Source organism: Sphingobacterium sp. N143 (genome assembly GCF_030325625.1).
Lineage (GTDB): Bacteria > Bacteroidota > Bacteroidia > Sphingobacteriales > Sphingobacteriaceae > Sphingobacterium.
On sequence record NZ_JACAIS010000002.1, the window covers coordinates 193,031 to 212,973 of the forward strand.

At 42.0% G+C, this 19,943-nt stretch carries 12 protein-coding genes; 1 reads left to right on the forward strand and 11 read right to left on the reverse strand.

Annotated features, from left to right (window positions below; translation table 11 throughout):
- Positions 1-260: 260 nt before the first annotated feature.
- The 9 genes from HX021_RS04585 to HX021_RS04625 form a co-directional block, all read right to left on the reverse strand.
- Positions 261-3,002 (reverse strand): glycosyl hydrolase, encoded by a 2,742-nt coding sequence (locus HX021_RS04585; RefSeq protein ID WP_286588770.1) that lies wholly within the window; start codon positions 3,000-3,002, stop codon positions 261-263.
- Between the two features lie 12 nt (positions 3,003-3,014).
- Positions 3,015-3,326: an L-rhamnose mutarotase gene (gene rhaM / locus HX021_RS04590; protein WP_286588771.1), complete on the reverse strand. Its 312-nt coding sequence runs from the start codon at positions 3,324-3,326 to the stop codon at positions 3,015-3,017.
- Between the two features lie 39 nt (positions 3,327-3,365).
- The gene (locus HX021_RS04595) at positions 3,366-6,326 is read right to left on the reverse strand and encodes a glycoside hydrolase family 2 protein (RefSeq protein ID WP_286588773.1); all 2,961 of its coding nucleotides are present in this window, start codon (positions 6,324-6,326) and stop codon (positions 3,366-3,368) included.
- Positions 6,327-6,442: 116 nt separating this feature from the next.
- The gene (locus HX021_RS04600; protein ID WP_286588774.1) at positions 6,443-7,597 is read right to left on the reverse strand and encodes a glycoside hydrolase family 88/105 protein; all 1,155 of its coding nucleotides are present in this window, start codon (positions 7,595-7,597) and stop codon (positions 6,443-6,445) included.
- Between the two features lie 19 nt (positions 7,598-7,616).
- The gene (locus HX021_RS04605) at positions 7,617-9,227 is read right to left on the reverse strand and encodes an arylsulfatase (protein WP_286588775.1); all 1,611 of its coding nucleotides are present in this window, start codon (positions 9,225-9,227) and stop codon (positions 7,617-7,619) included.
- 1 nt (position 9,228) lies between these two features.
- Entirely contained in the window at positions 9,229-10,008 is a 780-nt protein-coding gene (locus HX021_RS04610) for a rhamnogalacturonan acetylesterase (protein ID WP_286588776.1), read from the reverse strand.
- 8 nt (positions 10,009-10,016) lie between these two features.
- Positions 10,017-10,760 (reverse strand): rhamnogalacturonan acetylesterase, encoded by a 744-nt coding sequence (locus tag HX021_RS04615; protein ID WP_286588778.1) that lies wholly within the window; start codon positions 10,758-10,760, stop codon positions 10,017-10,019.
- Between the two features lie 83 nt (positions 10,761-10,843).
- Positions 10,844-12,694: a rhamnogalacturonan lyase gene (locus HX021_RS04620; protein WP_286588779.1), complete on the reverse strand. Its 1,851-nt coding sequence runs from the start codon at positions 12,692-12,694 to the stop codon at positions 10,844-10,846.
- 38 nt (positions 12,695-12,732) lie between these two features.
- Positions 12,733-14,055 (reverse strand): rhamnogalacturonidase, encoded by a 1,323-nt coding sequence (locus HX021_RS04625; RefSeq protein ID WP_286588780.1) that lies wholly within the window; start codon positions 14,053-14,055, stop codon positions 12,733-12,735.
- 339 nt (positions 14,056-14,394) lie between these two features.
- Between HX021_RS04625 and HX021_RS04630 the strand changes: the two genes are divergently transcribed.
- Complete coding sequence (locus HX021_RS04630) at positions 14,395-15,765, forward strand: glycoside hydrolase family 28 protein (RefSeq protein ID WP_286588782.1); 1,371 nt, start codon at positions 14,395-14,397, stop codon at positions 15,763-15,765.
- A 140-nt stretch (positions 15,766-15,905) separates the two neighbouring features.
- Here HX021_RS04630 and HX021_RS04635 read toward each other — a convergent pair whose 3' ends face one another.
- On the reverse strand, positions 15,906-18,779 hold the full coding sequence (locus tag HX021_RS04635; RefSeq protein WP_286588784.1) for a glycoside hydrolase family 2 protein: 2,874 nt from the start codon (positions 18,777-18,779) through the stop codon (positions 15,906-15,908).
- A 218-nt stretch (positions 18,780-18,997) separates the two neighbouring features.
- On the reverse strand, positions 18,998-19,939 hold the full coding sequence (locus HX021_RS04640; RefSeq protein ID WP_286588786.1) for a glycoside hydrolase family 43 protein: 942 nt from the start codon (positions 19,937-19,939) through the stop codon (positions 18,998-19,000).
- Positions 19,940-19,943: the final 4 nt, after the last annotated feature.

The window sequence follows — 19,943 nt, forward strand, 5'->3', positions numbered from 1 at the left end:
ATTTGTGATTTATATTGGTTACTGGAAGTTATAGTATCCCTTTAAACTAACTATCCTGAACTTACAGGCTCACATGTATCCAGTATGTTACAGAAATCAAAAGGCCCCATAAATGGGGCCTTTTGATAGTTATTATTTTTCAATAATGTAACAAGTTTATCTTCTTTTCAATCCAATCGAAGCTCCATATAAGCTTCTTGTCCTGGTGAAAAGTTGACCAGCCAGTTATAATCTACAACGACAGATCCAATCGTTTTCACTTAATAACTCCACAAAGTCACAGGTCCAATCAGACCGCTTTCCATTGGCTTCCATTCACTGGCATCAAAATCTTCATAATTGATATTCACAAAGTTGATTTCGTGATAATTACGCCAGGGAACTTGTTTCCGGTCCAGATAGCTGATACGGTTTGCCATTAAGTTGGCGACCTCAATACGAATCTTGTTTTCGCCATTGACCAGCAATCTGGTAATATCCTGTTGAAACGGAATTGACCATAACACCCCCGCATCCTTTCCATTGATATACAGCCTGGCGCTTTCCGCAACACGCCCAAGCTTCAGCAGATAGGATTTTGATTGATCCTTATGGATGGAAAATGTTGTCTCATAGGCCGCTGTACCCGAAAAATTAAGGGCGTCTTTATCGCCCCATTCCGTCCAGGAAGAGAGGTGATCAAGCTTTTGGGGCTTTGGTAAAACCGGTCCCCCAGTAGTAAAACTCACTTTCCAAGCACGGTCTAATTGAGCCACTTGCGTGGATTCGTCCTGATAGTGGAAAGGTTCTTTGGCCTGTTGCTCCGAGGCCAAGACTATCCAGGAATAACCCGATGGAATCTGCACCCGAATTTTCCCATCGATCGATGGCAATTGAAAAGTCCGTCCAGTCTGCGGATCCATTAAAGAATAATATTTAGCTTGCGCATGAAGTGCGATCTTCTGGTCCACGGTCTGTCCACTGTGATTGACCAAATAATAATAAGTGTCCTTACCCGCAACTCTGCGTAAAAACTTCAGCCCCGTCTGGTTAATCCGTTCGGGTACTATCTGTTCAGTTTCAAGTGCTGAATTGACATCCGTCGTCAAATAGATTTTGCCTTGTCCAAAAGCTGTGTACTGATTTGCCTTGTCCTTCTCAAAACCTAAGGATGCGATTAATGTATTGAACAGTGCACGACGTTCCTCTAATTGGCCGTATCCAGGAACCGCCTGAGGTAATTGTTGGAAGATGACAGTTGCCCCTTGGTTGGCCATTTCCAGGATTTTCTGCAGTGTCACTTCCGAAAAATAATGACAGGCAGGAATATATATTGCCCGATAGGGGGTTGCTTCCTTCGAAGTTTGTAATTTCCCGTCATTTACTGTAGTTCCCGCCAGAATTTTATCGGTGGCAAAATCAAAGCTATACCCTCGTTTCTGTAGCTGCACACTCTGTTTATAAAATTGTGTAGGATGTAACCACTCGTCAACATCATGGACCTTCAGCGCCTTATCCATCCCTTTGGCATTGTTCCAAATATCATAAATAGGCCAATATACCAGCAGTTCATTGTCGGCACGGCTGGACTGTAGGACGGATTGAACGCGGGTAATATATTGATTCAACCCTGTAAGATGATCCCAAAAAGAATTTTGCGGCACAAAATTAACGGAAGCATAAAACAGCCATCCCGGAAAAGGCACATTTTTGGGAGAATAGGTTGTTCCATGGTAGAATACATGATTCACGCCAGCGAGGAATAGCTGCTCGACTTCGGGTTTCGTCTGTGATAAGGAGGTTTTAAAATGTTCCGTCAGCCAAGTGAAAGTCTCTGAAGAAGTATATTTTTTACCGTATACATTTGTCGCCGATGTCGCAAATTTGGCCATCATGGGATCCGGATCCACATTACGGATATCAGCAGTATCGCGTCTTAAACCAGGAATATCAAAACTGCTGGATCCAAAGGTTTCACACTCCGCAATATCTGTATCGGCATATAAATCGATCAGGTTCCCTGGAGATCCATGGGCTTGATTTTTCGAAATCGCCTTATAGCGATGGGCAAAACCCGTAAATAGAATCAAAAAATTTCGGGCAAGCAGTGCATTCACAACCTCCCGATAATCAGATTTTAGGCCTGCTGTTTTAGCTTCATCCTTACCCTTGCCTGCAAAATCTAGTAGATTATCTTGTAGTTTGTATCCTTTTATCCGTTCGAATGAATGCAAAAAATCATCCGTCCAATTTGCCCCGTATACTTCGTAGCTATCGTTAAAAAAAGCACGCACATGCAATGGTTGGTCCCTAAAGGCGTCGGCAAATCTCTTGAAATAAGATCCTACGGATTGCTGCCCAAGGTGATCCAGCGTATAGCCCTCGCCACCCGGTGCTGCACGTTTGACTTTTTGGCCTGTCCTGCCTGAAAATACAGCCAATAAACGGATATCAGTAGGTGCTTCCCAGGTTCCAGTAGTCTTTGCAATATAATCATCCAGCTTAATCTCGCTATTGTCAGATCTAAATGCCCGTAAAGCCTGCAGCAAGAAATAATGTTGTTTAGGATCCTTAGGTTTTAGGGGAAACGTGATTTTTTCACCTTTTTTCAATTCAAATTCATCCAGGATTAATTTGGTAGCAGCCTCCTTTTGTTTGATTTGAGGTCCCCCGAATGGCCAGCCCGTACCCAAATTCATGTCTACTCCCATGCCCAGCGCACTGGCTTTGTCCGTTGTTAAAGCTAACATATTCATCCATTGTGGTGAAAGAAAGTTCAGGTATTTGGATTCAAAGCCTTTAGCCCCATAAATCGGTGTTATCTCGACACCACCAAATCCACTTTTTTCAAATAAGGTCAATTCACGTTCGACATTAGGTCGGTCTACAGCTGAACCAAGCCACCACCAACGTGTCCAAGGCTTCATTTCTTTGGTTACTGCTGGCCATAGATCTTGTGCTATACTTCCACCGGTAACCAACAGATTACAGGCAAGCAATAGTGATGTATAAATTTTTTTCATGTTAAAATTCGTCTAATCCATGTGAAAAACCTTCTTTAAATTTACCGATACTGGAGAATGATCAGCATGTACTTCCATAATATCATGCATATAATCCCACCATTGCTGTACAATAGCTTCCCTGCCCAATTCTTGTGAAGAATGCCCCGCTAAATATTGAACAGCAAATAACGTATCTGTTTCTTCATCCAAAAAAATACTATAATCAGACACGCCGTTTTCGCGCAATAAGGTGATTAATTCTGGCCAGATCGTGTCATGCCTGCGCTTGTATTCCCCGGACATACCTGGTTTCAGTTTCATCTTAAATGCTATTTTCTCCATCTCATTTATGTATTGAACTGTTTTATTATTACCATATTCTTAATTGGCTAATACCTGATGAATATCGGCTTCAATAATACTCAAGGTACCTTTGGCATTGTCATCATTACGAGCCACCCCATCATCAAGTTTCTTACCACCCATTTCCACCTGATTGTTTTCCTTCGCTGTAAACGGTGCGTTTTTAAGTTTTATGGTTACCTTTCCGCCCTTAGTACGCGGAAATGAAAGTGTACAGTAGCCTAATGTAACAGCTGTATTTCCATCAAAAACTAGCTTGTCGTCTACGAAAACCTCTAATGGATAGGATCTTGATCTAAAATTATTCAGTTTCAGATCGATTTCATCAATATTGGATTTTTCCTGTAAGGTGTATGTAATCCAAGCAGTACCTAACTGACCATCATTGACCCAATCGGATAGCTCATTGTCATCGAAGGACTGTCCCACCTTGTCTTGGTTAGCTCCAGCGGTAGCTGTACGGATTTTAAGACTTTTTTTCAGCTGCACCAACGTAGGTTTCGTTGGACTTGGTCCCCGCTCTAAAAATGAAGGTAAATTTTCATTAGATTCTTTTATAAAATAATTCTCTATCGTTCTGATGGGTTGCACCATCCAGGTAACCGAATCGGATAAAAGGCCTTCAGACACTGCTTTCAATACAACCCTACCCGGTTTATCGTACTGAGTACGAAGTAATACACGGTTTATACCAGCCTCAACGGGAAGTGATCTGGCCAAAATATAATTGTCGGGTCCCTGTGCAATTCCACCCCGCCAATCCATTGGTCCATCTACGTTGAAATCAATCATATTTGAAGCCAATGGGCAGCGTAAACCATTTTTATCAAGCACTTCAACTTCGGCCAATACCATATCGTTTCCATCCGCAAAAAGACCATTTTTACCATGTTGTGCCGTCAAACGGATTTTATACGGTTCGCCTGCGGTTTTAAGCTCCTTTGTATTCAATAATTCCCCTTCTTTGTTGAACGATTTCGCAGTCAATACGCCGGCCTCAAAATCAACAGCTGGAAAACGGTACAGAAAATCATATCGCTTTTCTGCCGCTCGCTGTACCTTACCGTTCACAGCTAATTCTACCCGGTCAGCAGTCGAAACGACCAATACATCTTTTTTCGTTCCGGCAGCATAGTTCCAATGTCCCACCAGATACAAACCTGTTGGGTCGGGGGTAATCCAGCCATCCCACATAACCTGATGGGCAAAATAAGCATCTTTAGGAATACGCATGGCATCTACTTCGCCACTTCTTCTGTACTTCTCTTTTCCCCGAAAATGGGTATTGGAATCCGAAAAAATAATATTGACGCCGCCAGAATTCACTCTATCACCAGTTCCTGGACGCATTTTCCAATATTCCCACCAGCGATGGACAGCTTCAACAACATAACTATCTTGGTTTCTGTTATAATCACTGGCATCTACACCTTTATAAAGCGGTCCTTCACCATCCTTATGAAAAGGATAACTCAATTCATCCCAATATTTACGTAAGGCCTCATCCCGCATATATTCGGTTGCGATCATGGGGTGCCGTGCACTTTTATTGATATACAGCATTTCACCACCATATTCAGCTAGCTTACTATCCAGCATTTCACGTGAGCCAATTGCCCGTCCACCAGCTGGGTCATATTGATCACGAATGGCCTTCATCTCCGCCATATGTTCCTCCGAAATCGACTCGTTTCCACATTCATAAAACAAGACACTTGGATTATTCCGATAATAAATAATCGCATCACGCATAAGTTCTGTTCGCTGTTCCCAAGGTCTACCTTGCGTATCTTTTTCGGCATCTCCAGCAGGTAGCATCTGCATCAATCCCACACGATCACAGGATTCAACATCCTGTTTCCAAGGTGTTACGTGCATCCAGCGAACCAGATTGGCATTGCTCTTGACCATCAGTCCATTGCTAAAATCACTTAACCAAGGTGCTATAGATAGGCCAACGGCAGGCCATTCATTACTGGTACGCTGCGCATAGCCCTTCATCATCAAAACTTGGTCATTGAGGTAAACCATTCCATTCTTGAAAGCCGTTTTTCGAAATCCTGTTTTCGTCTGCACAGCATCTATAATTTTATTATCCTGTACGATTTTTGTCGTAACCGTATAGAGATAACCATAACCCCAGCTCCAAAAATTAACCTGATCCAAAGCTGCACTCATAGTCAATTGTTGTGTTTGATTGGCAGGAAGATTGAGCTCTTTTGAAAAAGTTTTCACCAACTTTCCATCGGCATTACGTACTTCGGCAACAAAGTTGACCAGGTTCGACTGCTGGGTTTCATTTTTCACCTCGGAAGAAACAAAAAGATCCATTGTCTTTTTAGGGATGTTCATGTTCTTCGCATACACGTAAACACCCGTAGTCTTTAAACTGGAATATAAGGGTAGGGTCTGATAAATTTTGGAAGTAAAGTGGATCCATACATTTTTTGGAATTCCACCATAGTTCGCATTAAAGTTTTTATCGTTCCATTGATACGTGCTGTTTGTTGTTTTTTCACGATAGCTCCAGCTGTTGTCTATCCGTATAGCTAAGGTATTTTCGCTGTCGCGATCAATCAGATCCGAGATATCAAACCCTGCAGCCATGACACCATTTTCATGGCGACCAATAAATTTTCCGTTGAGATAAAAGTCTCCGCCAAAGCGAATTCCTTCAAATTCCAAAAAGACCTTATCAGAAGTTACTCCCTTGAGGACGTTAAACTTTTTTCGATACCAAACAATATTTGCCGAATGGTCATGGATAGCTTTAGCGAAAGCTTCATCTTCATTCCATGCCTGAGGCAAGACAACTTGTTTCCATGCACGATCATCGAATTCTGCGGCAGAAGCATTGCTGACATCGCCGATGTGGTAACGCCAGTCGGCGTTAAAACTAAGAGTCTTCCGGCCTGCTTGCGCATGCGTGCCGAATGAAAGCAGAAGGCAACAAAAAATAAAGAATAACTTTTTCATCATATGCTTTTTTAGGGCTAATAAGGATGCGGTTTTTTTTTGTTCATTGGGTAAATGGCTCCATTCCCATAATGAATCCTGATTGGCCAGGTTGTTGCCAGCAACCTGAATGAGATCGCTTATTTTGACAACATTTTATAAACCTCTGTGCCCCCTAATAAGAAACAGCCCAAACCATAATCTTCAAAATCCGGCTGGCTTGAAAAACTGACGGGCTGACCATCCTTAGGTTCTTTTCCCGTTCCTTGTAGATAGCCCAAAAAGCCCGAAGGGTGTACCGCTTCTGCGATCATTGCTTTCCATGCTTTTTCGACAACAGGTCGATATATTTTAGCGTCTAGAAATCCATGATTAATCCCCCAGGCCATGCCATAGACAAACAATGACGTCCCTGAGGTCTCGCGCCCGCCAAAATTACCAGGATCATGCAGACTGACGTTCCAAAATCCGTCCGGTCTTTGAATAGGGACAAGTGCTTCCATCAGCGCTTTATAATCGGCCATATATTCCGCCCGATGGGCTTCATTTTCCGGAATTAAAGAAAGTACCCTGACCAAAGCAGCTACGACCCACCCATTTCCACGTGACCAATAGCAATCCTCACCATTTGGTTCTTTGTAAGGCGGAACAAAATCCTTATCGCGCCACCAAAGTTTATCGGCCTTATTATATAGACCTCCACCTTCTTGTGTTTTTGAATGATGATACATTTTATACATGTAATCAAAGTAAGTTTGATCCTTGGTCATTACCCCCAATTTAGCGTAAATTGGCATGGCCATTTGTATTGCATCGATCCAAGTCCAATCGTCTACTTTTCCCGATTTGATTATGTAATCAATATTTGCTTTAATCTTTTGGATACGCTCAGGCTTCTGTTCAATCTCATAGAGATCCAAATAGGTTTGTCCACAAGCCTGGTCATCGGCATTTCGGGTTTCCAAACCATTCCGCATCCCCCAATCATGTTTATTTCCCCAATCTACAGCATAATCGTAGTAAGCTTTGTTTTTATCAATCTGATAAAGTGCCATGAGTCCTTCGTAATAAACGGCCCGGGTCCAGATATTACTCGGCCGCCAGCGATTGGTATAGATAGGCTTCCCTGTATCCGTCCATTTATTCATGAAATAACGATTGGTTAGCTGCAACGATTGAAGGACATCCTCAGCAGTTAGTTCCTTTTTCTGTTCGACGACTTTCTTTGTCGATGAACATGCTGAAAGACCAACAGCAATCAGTAAAATGACCGTATACATATTAAATAGTTTCATGCGCTGTCTGCTTTTTAATTTATTCATCACGGTTGCTCTCCTTTTTTTGTACAAGTTGTTCGTAGGATATCACACCAACTCTTTTAGCCCAATTTTCATAGATCTGAACCATTTCACTGTATATTTTTGGAGAAGAGGCTGACAAGTCTACGGTTTCACTTCTATCTTTTTCTATATCATACAGATACCATCTATTTTCAGGGTAGGAAGAGACAAGTTTCCATTTTCCCTTGCGCACAGCTTTGTTACCCTCATGCTCAAAACAAATTTCCCTGTCATTATCCTGCTGTTGTGCTGTCCATAGCGGAAGCAAGGACATTCCTTCCATCGGCTTAATCGTATGACCTGCATAGTTGTTAGGATAGCTTGCTCCTGACCATTGTGCTAAAGTTGGCATGATATCGATCAAATGGGCGGGCATATCAAATTGTCTCCCCCCTTGTAGGAACTTCGGGCCATAAGCGATAAATCCGGTCGCATTTCCCCCCTCAAACTCCCAATGCTTAAACTTTTTGAAAGGTGTATTACTGACTGCAGCGCCTTCGATTCCATAAGCGGTGAAAGAACGTGGGTGACTGGCAGGCAATTCATTTGCAGCCCTGATTTCTGCCGTAAATCCTGCGTTGCTTATCGTCTCATTGCTCGCTCCATTATCAGAAAGAAAGATAAAAACTGTATTTTCCAATTGCCCTACGGATTGAAGATAATCAACCAATCTGCCTACATTTTGATCCAATTCGTCTACCATTGCTGCATAGACAGCTATTTTTTCGTCCCATTTCACTTTTTCTTCCCAGCTGCAATCATTCCATTTACGCAATGCGGTATCCACAGGGGACAATTTGGTCGTTGGTGGCAATAATCCTAACTGCTGCTGCTTTTGAAAACGTTTTTTACGGATAACCTCCCAGCCTTCCATATACTTACCCCGATACTTTGCAATATCCTGCGGTTTGGCATGTAAAGGCCAATGGGGTGCCTGAAAAGCGAGGTATAGAAAAAAAGGATCCTCCTTTTTAGCTTCCAAATGCTCGCCAATGAAAGTCATGGCGTAATCTGTATAGGCATCCGAACTATAGTAATCTTTTGGCGGAACTATCGCTTCATTGTCCAAAGCGATCGTCAATGTTTGATTCGGTCGATAAGGTCGGTTTTCAAAGTAGCTATTTGCTCCATCAATCAGTCCATAATAGCGTTGAAATCCACGCTGTAGTGGCCAATTTTCTTTCTCCTGTCCGACATGCCATTTGCCAGCCATATAGGTACCATAACCAGCACTTTTCAAGAGTTCGGCCAAAGTCACTGAATGTCTGTTTAGAAATCCCTGATAAGTAGGAAAAGGGCGTTTATTCATCATATCACCAACCCCTGCCTGATGTGGATACAAACCTGTCAATAAAGAAGCCCGGGATGGACAACAACGTGAAGCGTTATAAAAATTAGTCATCTTGATGCCTTCTTTTGCCATCTTATCCAGATTTGGAGTTTGGATTTCAGCGCCAAAGCAACCCAAATCGGAATAGCCCATATCATCTGCCAGGATCAGCACAATATTCGGCCTTTGCTGCGCATGCAGTGTACATAGTGACAACAGAAAAAAGATACACAGTGGAAATAGTGGTTTCATCATGCTACATAAATTTCTTTAGCCCGATGTTGGGCTGTGCTTTCAATTGGTCAGCGACTAGTTTGGCGTTCAACAGTGCTCCCTCTTTGATCGTATGCGTCGCGTCCTTCGGATCAAAAAACGCAGTCTCAACTTTCTTTTTCCCCATGGTTTCATACTGGTCGATAACCAAGTCCTGTAACGGGATAAAGAATGCATTAGCCTGCTCGGCTGCTGCCTTAGCCCATAGGGCATAATCCGATCTGCGCACCTGGTTTCCTTCCCAGGCGTTGCGCGGAATGGGTGAACAGATAATTGCAGTGGCGCCTTTGTCTTGAATATTTTTTACAAACCGTCGTAAGTAGAAACCATAACTGTACACTACTTCATGTTGCTTCAATAGTGGATTATATACCTCCTGATAATCGTCACCATTCCCCCTTATCGTTCCACGAGCCCGCAAGGTATCCACAATGGGACTTGAATCATTATGTCCGAATTGCATAAGCACAAAATCACCCGGCTGTATACTATCCAGTACTTTCTGCCAGAGTTTTGGGTTGTTATAAAATGTTCGTGAACTTGTTCCACCAAGTGCACGATTCTTAACATTAATCTTATCGGATTTAAAATATTGACCAATAAAACTCCCCCATCCCCATTGTCCGTTTGAACCATTTCCCTGTCCATTTTTTACGGTGGAATCACCAATAATAAACAAGGTAGGTTTACGTTGCTGTTCCAAAAAAGACATGCTTATTAAAGCAAAAAGGACCGCAGCCCATGGCAACAATTTCAATTTCATCTTTGCTATTATTTAATATATTGAACTAACCGACTTTTAATCCTACGGAATCCTTCGACAACAGACAAGGCATTTTCTCGCGCCCCAGCTTTATTCGTATGGGTATGGTCACCCGGAAAATAGCTGGATTTTACGATGTCAGCGCCAAGCTGATCATATTTATCGGCAGTAATACTGTTCAGATCCAAAAAAGCGACTCCCTGCTCCACTGCAATCTGCTTTGCCCACAAGCCAAAGTCCCTGTCGGCCCGTTTCACCTTACCTTTATCATCCCATTGGTTACGCGGAATCATGGATACCAAAATGGGTGTTACCCCCTTTTTCTTTGCTACGATCACAAAACGACGAAGGTTTTCACCATAAGTACGCACAGTTTCTTTTTTCCCATTGCCCCAATCCAAAACAACAGAATCTTTACCAATACCGCGCAGTACACCTCGATATCCTTGTCTGCTGGTATCGGGCTTACTTCCTTCATTATGACCAAACTGAATCAGCAAAAAATCGCCAGGTTTGAATAAAGAGTCAACTTTTGCCCACCTTCCTTCTTTGACGAATGTGCGTGTACTACGCCCCGCCATGGCATGATTGTCCACACGGACGCGTGTCGTATCCAATAGTTCAGGGAGCAAGGTACCCCAGCCCCAATATCCCTTATTGCTGTTCTTAACTGTCGAATCACCGATAAGATAAATCGTCGGTCTATCTTGTTGCGTTGCAAAGGATAGTAAAAGAATCGCTACCCATGCCATTCCTATCCATTTTATTGTATGCTTCATTTGCTTACTTAGCTATCTTCTTCATCAAACAATCCAAATCGTATACTTCCAAATTTCTATTTTTTATGGGCAGGCACTACCAGCTGGATCTTCGGTTTGACCGGAGAATCCATTCCTACACCAAGATAATAGCTCGTATGTGGCGGTTGATTATAGGCCACATTCTGCCATGCTATACTCAAGCGATACTGTGGATCATGCATCAAGGTATATACACGTTGCTCCGTTGGGATCGTTGTTGTATAGATACGTAGATGCTGGTTATCATCCGAACGCAGGATCAATTCCTCACGCCAGTCGCCAAAGATGTCTGCACTTAGATTGGGGGTACTTTTAGTGCCATTGATGGATGATGCGCCCATCGCCGTAAAGATCCGTTCCGTTTTCCCATTTTTATATTTTTCAATATAATTGCTATTTAAAAGTTCCCGGCTCAAATCAGCATCCCACCAAATCAAAAAATTGGTCGATCTCGGAGCCGGTCCTACCCTATTTCCTTTAGCATCATACATATCGCTAGATCCCTTCCACCACAGGTATGCCCCTTTATGATCGGGGTCAATATTTGCAGCAACACCTCGAGGGACATCTTGATCTACCGCATTTTTAAATAATATGGTTCCTGTTTTGGCATCCAACAAAGCCACTCCTGTCCCTTTTCGGCCGCCTTTCAGTTCATGAATTCCAAAAATCTCCAGCCCGTGTCTTTCAGGATCCAAATCACCGACATGCAAAGCATCACCATGCCCTAGCCCCGTACTGTATAGCCCTTTTCCACTATCATCAATAACCATCGAACCAAAGACAATTTCATCTTTGCCATCCTGATCGACATCCGCAACCGTGAGATTGTGATATCCCTGACCAGAATAAGGGTCTTTACGAACTTTACTATCGAATACCCAACGGCTTACTAATTTTTTATCGTTGAAATCCCATGCTGCCAGGGCTGTGCGTTCATAATATCCTCTAGTCATGACAACACTGGGGTGTACGCCATCCAAATAGGCCACACAAGCTAGAAATCGATCGCTGCGATTGGCCTTTGTATCCCCCCATGAACGTAAATCCCCACGTTCAGGCAGATAATCTACCGTACTCAGGGCTTTACCCGTCAGTCCATCAAATACGGTTAAATATTCAGGTCCTTGCAATATACGGCCAACAGTCCGAGAATTTAATACGGTATCACGCCAATCGGCCTGAGCATCACCAATAACATTTCCCAGCCCATCTTTCGTACCGTCGGCGGTTTTACAGACCAGCTCTGCACGGCCATCACTGTCGAGGTCATACACCATAAATTGGGTATAATGTGCGCCTTCCCGGATATTTTTTCCCAGATTGATTTCCCATAGAAAAGTTCCATCAAGTTTATACGCTTGAAATATAGGTTCTGAAGTAATCCCATTGTGGGCATTGTCGTGTCCAACACCAGTCTGATGAACAATAAGTTCATACGTTCCGTCACCATCCAAATCGCCCACAGAAACATCCCCAGGTGTGTATCCTTTGGGAGTTCGCAATGGAATATTCAAGTATTGTTGTACTTTTTGATCTTTGAACAAGGTCAGTTTAGCGACTTCTTTCTCTTTTCCTCCGGCTACAATATCCAAAATGTAAGTTACATCTTGATTCAAATCGACCTGATCGTCCAAAAAATTAGTTCCTTTAACCAAAGGCGAAGCATTCAGTTTTTCTGGTTTACCATTCCCCTCCTTTCTATAAATGGCAAAGGCAGCATCAAAATCGTCAGTACCAAGCAAACGCCAGCTTAAAAAAACGGAGTTGTCCGTAGCTTTTACACCGACCATCCCCCGATCCAGAAACTCCATCTTGCGTTGGCCTGAAACGGCAAGGGAACCGATCAGCGCTCCTGTCAAAAGAAAAAGTTTTGTCTTCATCATTCAAGGACTAAGTCACAGCAATATACTGGTACAGTATACTATTGCTTTTTATTATTAACAGTTACATTATTTAGGATAAAGTTCTTCACATATTCCTTGTGAATCAGGGGATCTTTGGCTGCACGGACCTGCATATTTTGAAATGTAAAATCCGACAGTACATATTGCTCCGAATTGAGCACATCAAATATGATGTCACAATCTAGGTCAATGTTGCGTAGGACAATATTTCTTGCATAGGACATTTTGATATCTTTCTCACCCTTTAAATCAAAAAACTGGGTCCAAGGTTTGATAAACAACATGCTATTGACATTTCCTTTTACATTTTCAATCAAAATATTTTCATATTCCTGCGGCGTATCCGGACGCATCTTTAATTGCAATAATTTGCGCGCCTTATCTAAGGTATTGTTCCTAAAAATCACATTATAGCTATGGATAGATTCACTGCCGCAAGTCAGTGCACTATGGCAAAAACCAAAAAAACAATTTTCGATAATAATATTTGAATTAGGACCGTTATTAGGATCTTGATCGGACTTTGGTCCTTTACCGCCTTTTAGTGCAATGGCATCATCGTTGACGGATAAGTAACAATCCTTAATCAATACATTACGGCATACATCCAAATCGATCGCATCGGAACTAGGCGCTTTCACAGGTTCCTTGGGTGCAGAAATATGCAAACCGATCAATTTGAGGTTTTCACATTTATAATAATGCGAGGTCCAGAACGGTGAATTGATCAGGCGAATGCCTGAAATCTGCACATCCTTACTATTGGATACATAAAGTAAACGTGGACGCATCTCGTCCATGTTGGTGCACTTTGGATTAAACTGTCTTCTAAGCCAAAAAGACCGCCAATAGCGTAACCCGTTTCCATCGAGCGTACCCTTACCTGAAATTGTAAACCCATCCACCTGATCTGCATTGACAAGCGCCAAAAAATATTTTACTGTTTGACCTTCCATACGAGTCTCCGCTAGCGCGAAATCAGCAATATCATCGCTGCCTTTGAGCACAGCTCCTTCTTCTAGGTATAAATGTGTCTTCGGTTTAAAAAATAATGATCCACTCAGATAGATACCTTTTGGCACTACGACGACTCCTCCACCGCTGGCATAGGCTTTATCAATTGCTTGTTGGATCTTGGCCGTCTGTATGAGGGTGCTATCTGTCGTCACACCAAAATCTGTAATGAGAAATTTCTTTCCAAGTGTTCCGATCTCAGTCGATTTTACGGTCTCGAACCATTTTGAGATTGCTGTTTCGTCCGGAAATTTCCCTTGCGCATGTGCACTGGACAAAATGGCAATTGATGTGAGTAGATGTAAAAATCGAAAGAATTTTTTCATAATATTTAGTTTATAAATATGTTTTCCCTAGCCTAACCATTAAAATTCATGTATTGAAAGGCTTTTTAAAATTGATTAGCGCATTAAAAATATGCTTAATGAGTAGCTCATCTAAAAATATTAACATTTTTATGAAAAGCCGTCCTGTAGTATCCTGAACAAACCGGATTATACCGTCAAGAGAAAACCACCTTGTACTGTCCTGCTTGATAAAATTAGGTTCCGTCTCTATTGTTCATTATTTTTAGGAATTATTGTTGCTAACCCGTTGACCTTCGGATTTTTTGATGAAAATAAACTGAATATTCCATGTGCCCTTTGAAGACAAAAAATGAACATATGAAATATAAATCAATCTTTACCGCTATTTTGTTATCAATTTCTTTCACGACCTTGAGCTTCGCACAAACACATCAGCTCGTACAGGAAAAAATCAACATCAAAGCACCTTTTGAAATTCCGGTGTTTAGCGTTCCAAATTTCGAACATTGTAAAAACTACGATATCCGTAATTTTGGTGCGCTTCAGGGAGACAAAGAAAGTACTACTGCAGCAATTGAGAAGGCAATTGATCTAGCGACAAAGTCTGGTGGCAATATCATTATTCCTCCAGGCGAGTGGTTAACGAAAGCAATCCATCTAAAGAGCAATGTCAACTTACATGTCAGTGAGGGAGCAACCTTATTATTTTCGGGAGATCCAAAAGACTATTTACCTGCTGTTCACAGTAGTTGGGAAGGACTAGAATGCTACAACTACTCTCCATTGATCTACGCATATGAAGCGACAAATGTGGCTATTACCGGTAAAGGAACCGTAAAAGCAGATCTGACTGTCTGGGAAAAGTGGTTCACAAGACCAAAACCGCATATGGAGAGCATCAAAAATCTCTATAACTGGGCACAAGAGGGGGTGCCTGTCGAACAACGTCTCATGGTCAACGACACATCCAATCTGAGGCCTCAGTTTATTCAATTTAACCGTTGCCAACATGTTCGGGTCGAAGATATCAAGATCCGAAACAGTCCTTTTTGGACCTTGCATCTCTATTTAACTAAAGACGCGCTTATACGCGGCATTGACATCTACGCCCATGGGCATAACAATGATGGAATTGACCCAGAAATGAGTCAGAATGTATTGATTGAAAATTGTGTCTTTGACCAAGGGGACGATGCTATTGCCTTGAAGTCGGGCCGCAATCCTGAAGGTTGGCGGTTGAAAGCACCAACAAAAAATATTGTGATCCGTAATTGCGAGATCCGTGACGGTCATCAGCTCCTTGCTGTAGGGAGTGAGCTCTCAGGCGGTATCGAAAATATCTACGTAAACAATTGCACTGTATTGCCCAATGAGAAGCTCATGCATCTACTCTTCATCAAAACCAATGAACGTATGGGGGGGTATGTCAAAAGCATTTATTTTGCAAATATCAAAGCCCAAAATGTAAAGGAAGGTATACTTGGAATTGATACAGATGTGCTCTATCAATGGCGCCATCTGGTTCCAACCAAAGTAAAAAAACTAACGCCAATCACGAATATCTATCTTTCCAACATTGAAGCGGAAGTAGGTCAGTTTATTTCAAAGATCAATGGTAATCAGGAACTTCCGATTCAAACAGTTCAATTAAAGGACGTACATCTTAAAAAAATAACATCAACTGCTATCCAAAATAAATATGTCCATGATTTTTCTTACAGCGAATAGCAATAAAACTGAATAGAGCACAAACTTTTTTTCAAGAAACCTGAATAAGCATTAGTGAAAAGAATGCATGTCATGGGGACTACATCCATAAAAAAGGGACTTTCCATTAAATGAACAGTCCCCTTTTTTATTTTATTCTTTTAATCTGTTAACACATTGACCTTGGGCATCACAAATTGCGTGTTTTCTTTTTCGCCCTTTGGCGTACCAAAGTAAAAATAGAGTGTCCGATTAATGTTTTTATCCATTTGATTAAGCTCACCTGCGGGTCCATTCACGGCAGCATTTCCATTGATTCCCAACGCCAGTTTTGTACCAATAGGAGGAATAGCATCCAAAAAGGAGATATCCCCTGCCGGCAACTGCGGATAACCTTTAGGGCCAGAAATTCCATAAAACTCAAATAATCGCACAAATAAATCTTCCTGATCTGTTGCGACCAAAAACTTCCCTTGCACGGTATTGAATTGTACCCAGCTAACATCCGAGAAGTAACCTTTAAATTCAGGAAATGTCCATGGTCCAATACCGGCTTTGCCATCATTGTACATTTTTTCCCATGTATTTAGTGTAACACCTTGCATCCTATTCTTCCATACCCGATAAGGCCCATTACCGAGCCATTTAGCACCGATAATATAGTTTTCTGGAAAGTTAAAGCTAACGCCCGCATAGGGTACTGATTTCTTCATATTGTAAGCATAATCAAGTTTTAACCAACCGTCTGGGCGCATTGTCCAACGGATAAAACTTAGGTGACCATCAAACGTAAACTCAACAACTTCATTTTTTCCATCTTGCCAACGTTTAGCACTTTTCAGCTTCGACTCGCCATCGATAAGCACTGGACCATTATTGAACGCCAATTTCATGCTATAATCATTGGCCAGATCAACCAATAATCCTGTTTTTTTGGAAATAAATACTGTTATTCCATTTGCCTTAAGTACATAATTCACACTGTCTTCTTTCGATTCAACATCCGTAGAAGATTTTAAAGGTAGGATTTCAGCAGTCAATGTTTGATTGGATTTCACGCGCCATGTCCAGGTATAAATTTCCTCTCCCTGTGGATCAGTCGCAGTCAATATCAGCGCGTCATATCCTTTCCAGTCATCAGGCAAATTCACCTGCAGGTTTCCTTTATGCGTCGGAGCCACGGCGGGACTATTGACTTGTAGACGCAACACCGAATCCACCCCCGTTTCATCCGCATAAGGTTGTTGATACCTAATTAGTTTACCGGCAAACCGACAATTTTTCAGATCGGTAAAGTGATACCTATTTTCCACAGGAATAGTTCCGTTGAAGTCAGCAGGTAATTTCTTCAGCATAATATGCACAGGTGCATAGATTTCCCGAATGGCATAGAAACTTCCCTCTTTTTCGCGATGTGGCCCAAGAATTCCATCAGGGGCATTTACGCGGTTGACATCAATCACATTGTTGAAATCTGTACGCACAATACCTTCATCTGCAAAATCCCAAATAAATCCGCCGGCACCTAATTTGGCATTCCAGTGCAGCTCCCATATATCCGCTAATCCGGCCGCAGCCCCACCATCATCCTGGGCATGGAGAAATTCGGTTGGCATATAAATGTTAGGGCCTTCCAAAATCTTTTTCGTCGAATAAAAGTCTTCATAATGGTTACAGTCGATTCCATTGATCGCATTTCCCGGTCTATGATGTGCATGAATTACCGTTCTAGCCGAAAGATCATATTTCTTGTATTCGTCTACAAGGTCTTTATTGTGTCCACCTTCATTGCCGTTGCTCCATAGTACAATGGAAGGATGGTTGGCATCTCGAATAACCATTTCTCGCACCAGCTTTTTACCCACAGCAGTACTATAGGCCTTTTGCCACCCGGCCAATTCATCCAAAACATATAAGCCCAATGAATCGCAATAAGCTAAAAACGATCTATCTGGAGGATAATGCGAACAGCGCACCGCGTTCATATTCATTTCCTTGATCAGTTTAACATCATTCAGATCCAATTGCGCGTTGACCGAACGTCCCGTTTCGGGCCACCATACATGACGATTGACACCTTTCATCTTTACTTTTACACCATTGACATAGACACCATCGCCCTGACGAACTTCGATCGTCCTGAAACCAAAACGATCCTGGTATTGATATTCCTTGTTCTTCCCGTTCCATAGGGTATAGGTGACCTGATATAAGTTTGGTGTTTCCGCTGTCCATAGCAAAGGTCTACTCACCTTCATTTCGATCAATTTCACGGAGTCCCTGGTTGTAATCGGAAACTTCTGCATCGCGATCAGATTACCCATCAGATCTTTGATCTCTACCGATAGATTATTGGCCTTAGACAAGCTCTCTAAATGCACATTGCTGCGAAAAGTTCCATCTGCTTTCGCATCGATAGCTGTCCAGCTGATATGCTCCCGTGGTGTCGCCTCGAGATATACGGGTCTATAAATCCCTCCTAAAATCCAATAATCCGCAAGACGCTCTGCATTGTTAACTGATTTATCGGAAGACATTTTCGATACAGTCGCTTCCAATATATTGGCCTTGTCAAAGGTGATCTTGTCGGTAACATCGTACTTAAACTGATAGAAAGCACCCTGGTGAATATCTCCGGCTAGCTTCCCGTTGATCTTGACTTCAGTGTCGGTCATCGAACCTTCAAAAACGAGGCTTATTTTTTTCCCCTTCCAGTTTTTTGGAACAGTAAATTGATGCCGATACAGACCTTTTTCATCATGAAAGATAAAATTCTTGCCATAGGTCACATAATCCCGACCATAGTTGTAAGCCCCAAATCCCTGTTGTTCCCAATGACTGGGAACTGCGATCTTATCCCATTTTCCAGCTTTACGTCCCCCTGTCACCCAGAAGTCCCAATTGACTGTATGAACATTGTCCGTTCCCGAAAGATATTGTATTTCCTTCACCGTCTGCGCTGAGGCAAGATGGGCCCTGATCAGATATATCAAAGCAAAGAAAGCAATTCGAATTGTAAGCACAGGTTTATTCATTGTAATAACAAACTCCTAAAATAAAAAGTTCAGGACACTAAAGTGTCCTGAACTTACCTGAATGATTTTCAGCACCAATAGCTATATGTGGACATAGGTAATGCCGGTAATCTTTCCTTATTAAAAAAATTGGAACGCGCTGTTTCATGCCAACCAAAGCGAAACTGTTTTTCTAAACAGACAACTCTACGATAACGTGTCAGGAACTATAGACCAGGTTATCGGTTTGCTTTCAATAGATTTGATAAAACCATTTGATTGACAGTGAAAGCTGTTCCATGACGGACTCCTTTCGGAAAAGTCACTAGATCAGAAACATCTTCCCAGTTGATACCATCTTTGCTCCGTACGGCTCCATATTTATGATCACGATATTTATCGAAATATACATATGTATATTCCCCAACTTGTAGCGGAGCGGGACCTTCCGCCCAATAATCGCCTGTAATCGGCTTAGAAACAGTAGTCGGAAATCCTTGCGATAAACGCTTTGTTGTGGTGGTTCGAATATTTTTCTCAGGCGGATTGGAATTCTCATTTTTCAACACCATCATATATTCCGTATTGGCTTGCTGTATAATAGCCGCATCAATGACACTAAATTGGTGATCAAAGAACAACTTGGTTTTTGAAAAAGCCTTAAAATTTTTGGTCGTAATGCCATACATACGGTGGTTTAAGCCTTTCTCACTGGCACTAGTCTGTACCTCTTTATGTCGACCAGGTATTGTCGTGGCCCAAATGATATAATATTCCTTCGTCGCTTTGTCGTAAAAAAGTTCTGGAGCCCATGCATTTTTTGCATCGGGTTCATCTACCATGACTGGTATTGCTTTTTGTTCGGTCCAATGTATAAGATCTTTGGAAGATGAGTATCCGATAATTTTATCCCACCAACCTGTTGTCCATACAAGGTGGAACCTCCCGTCAGGTCCCTGGCAAATGCTGGGATCACGCATCAGTTTATCTTTTCCTACAGTTGGTGTTAAGAAGGGTTTTCCCTGATTCAATGGTTCCCATTTTAAACCATCCAAACTATATGCTAGATGCAATCCATCAGCACCATTACCTATAAAATAGGAGAAAAGATAGACCGGAGATTGTGCCCTGACAAATAGTGTTAATACTAGAAAAAAGAGAACAAAGATTTGCTTTTTCATTGTT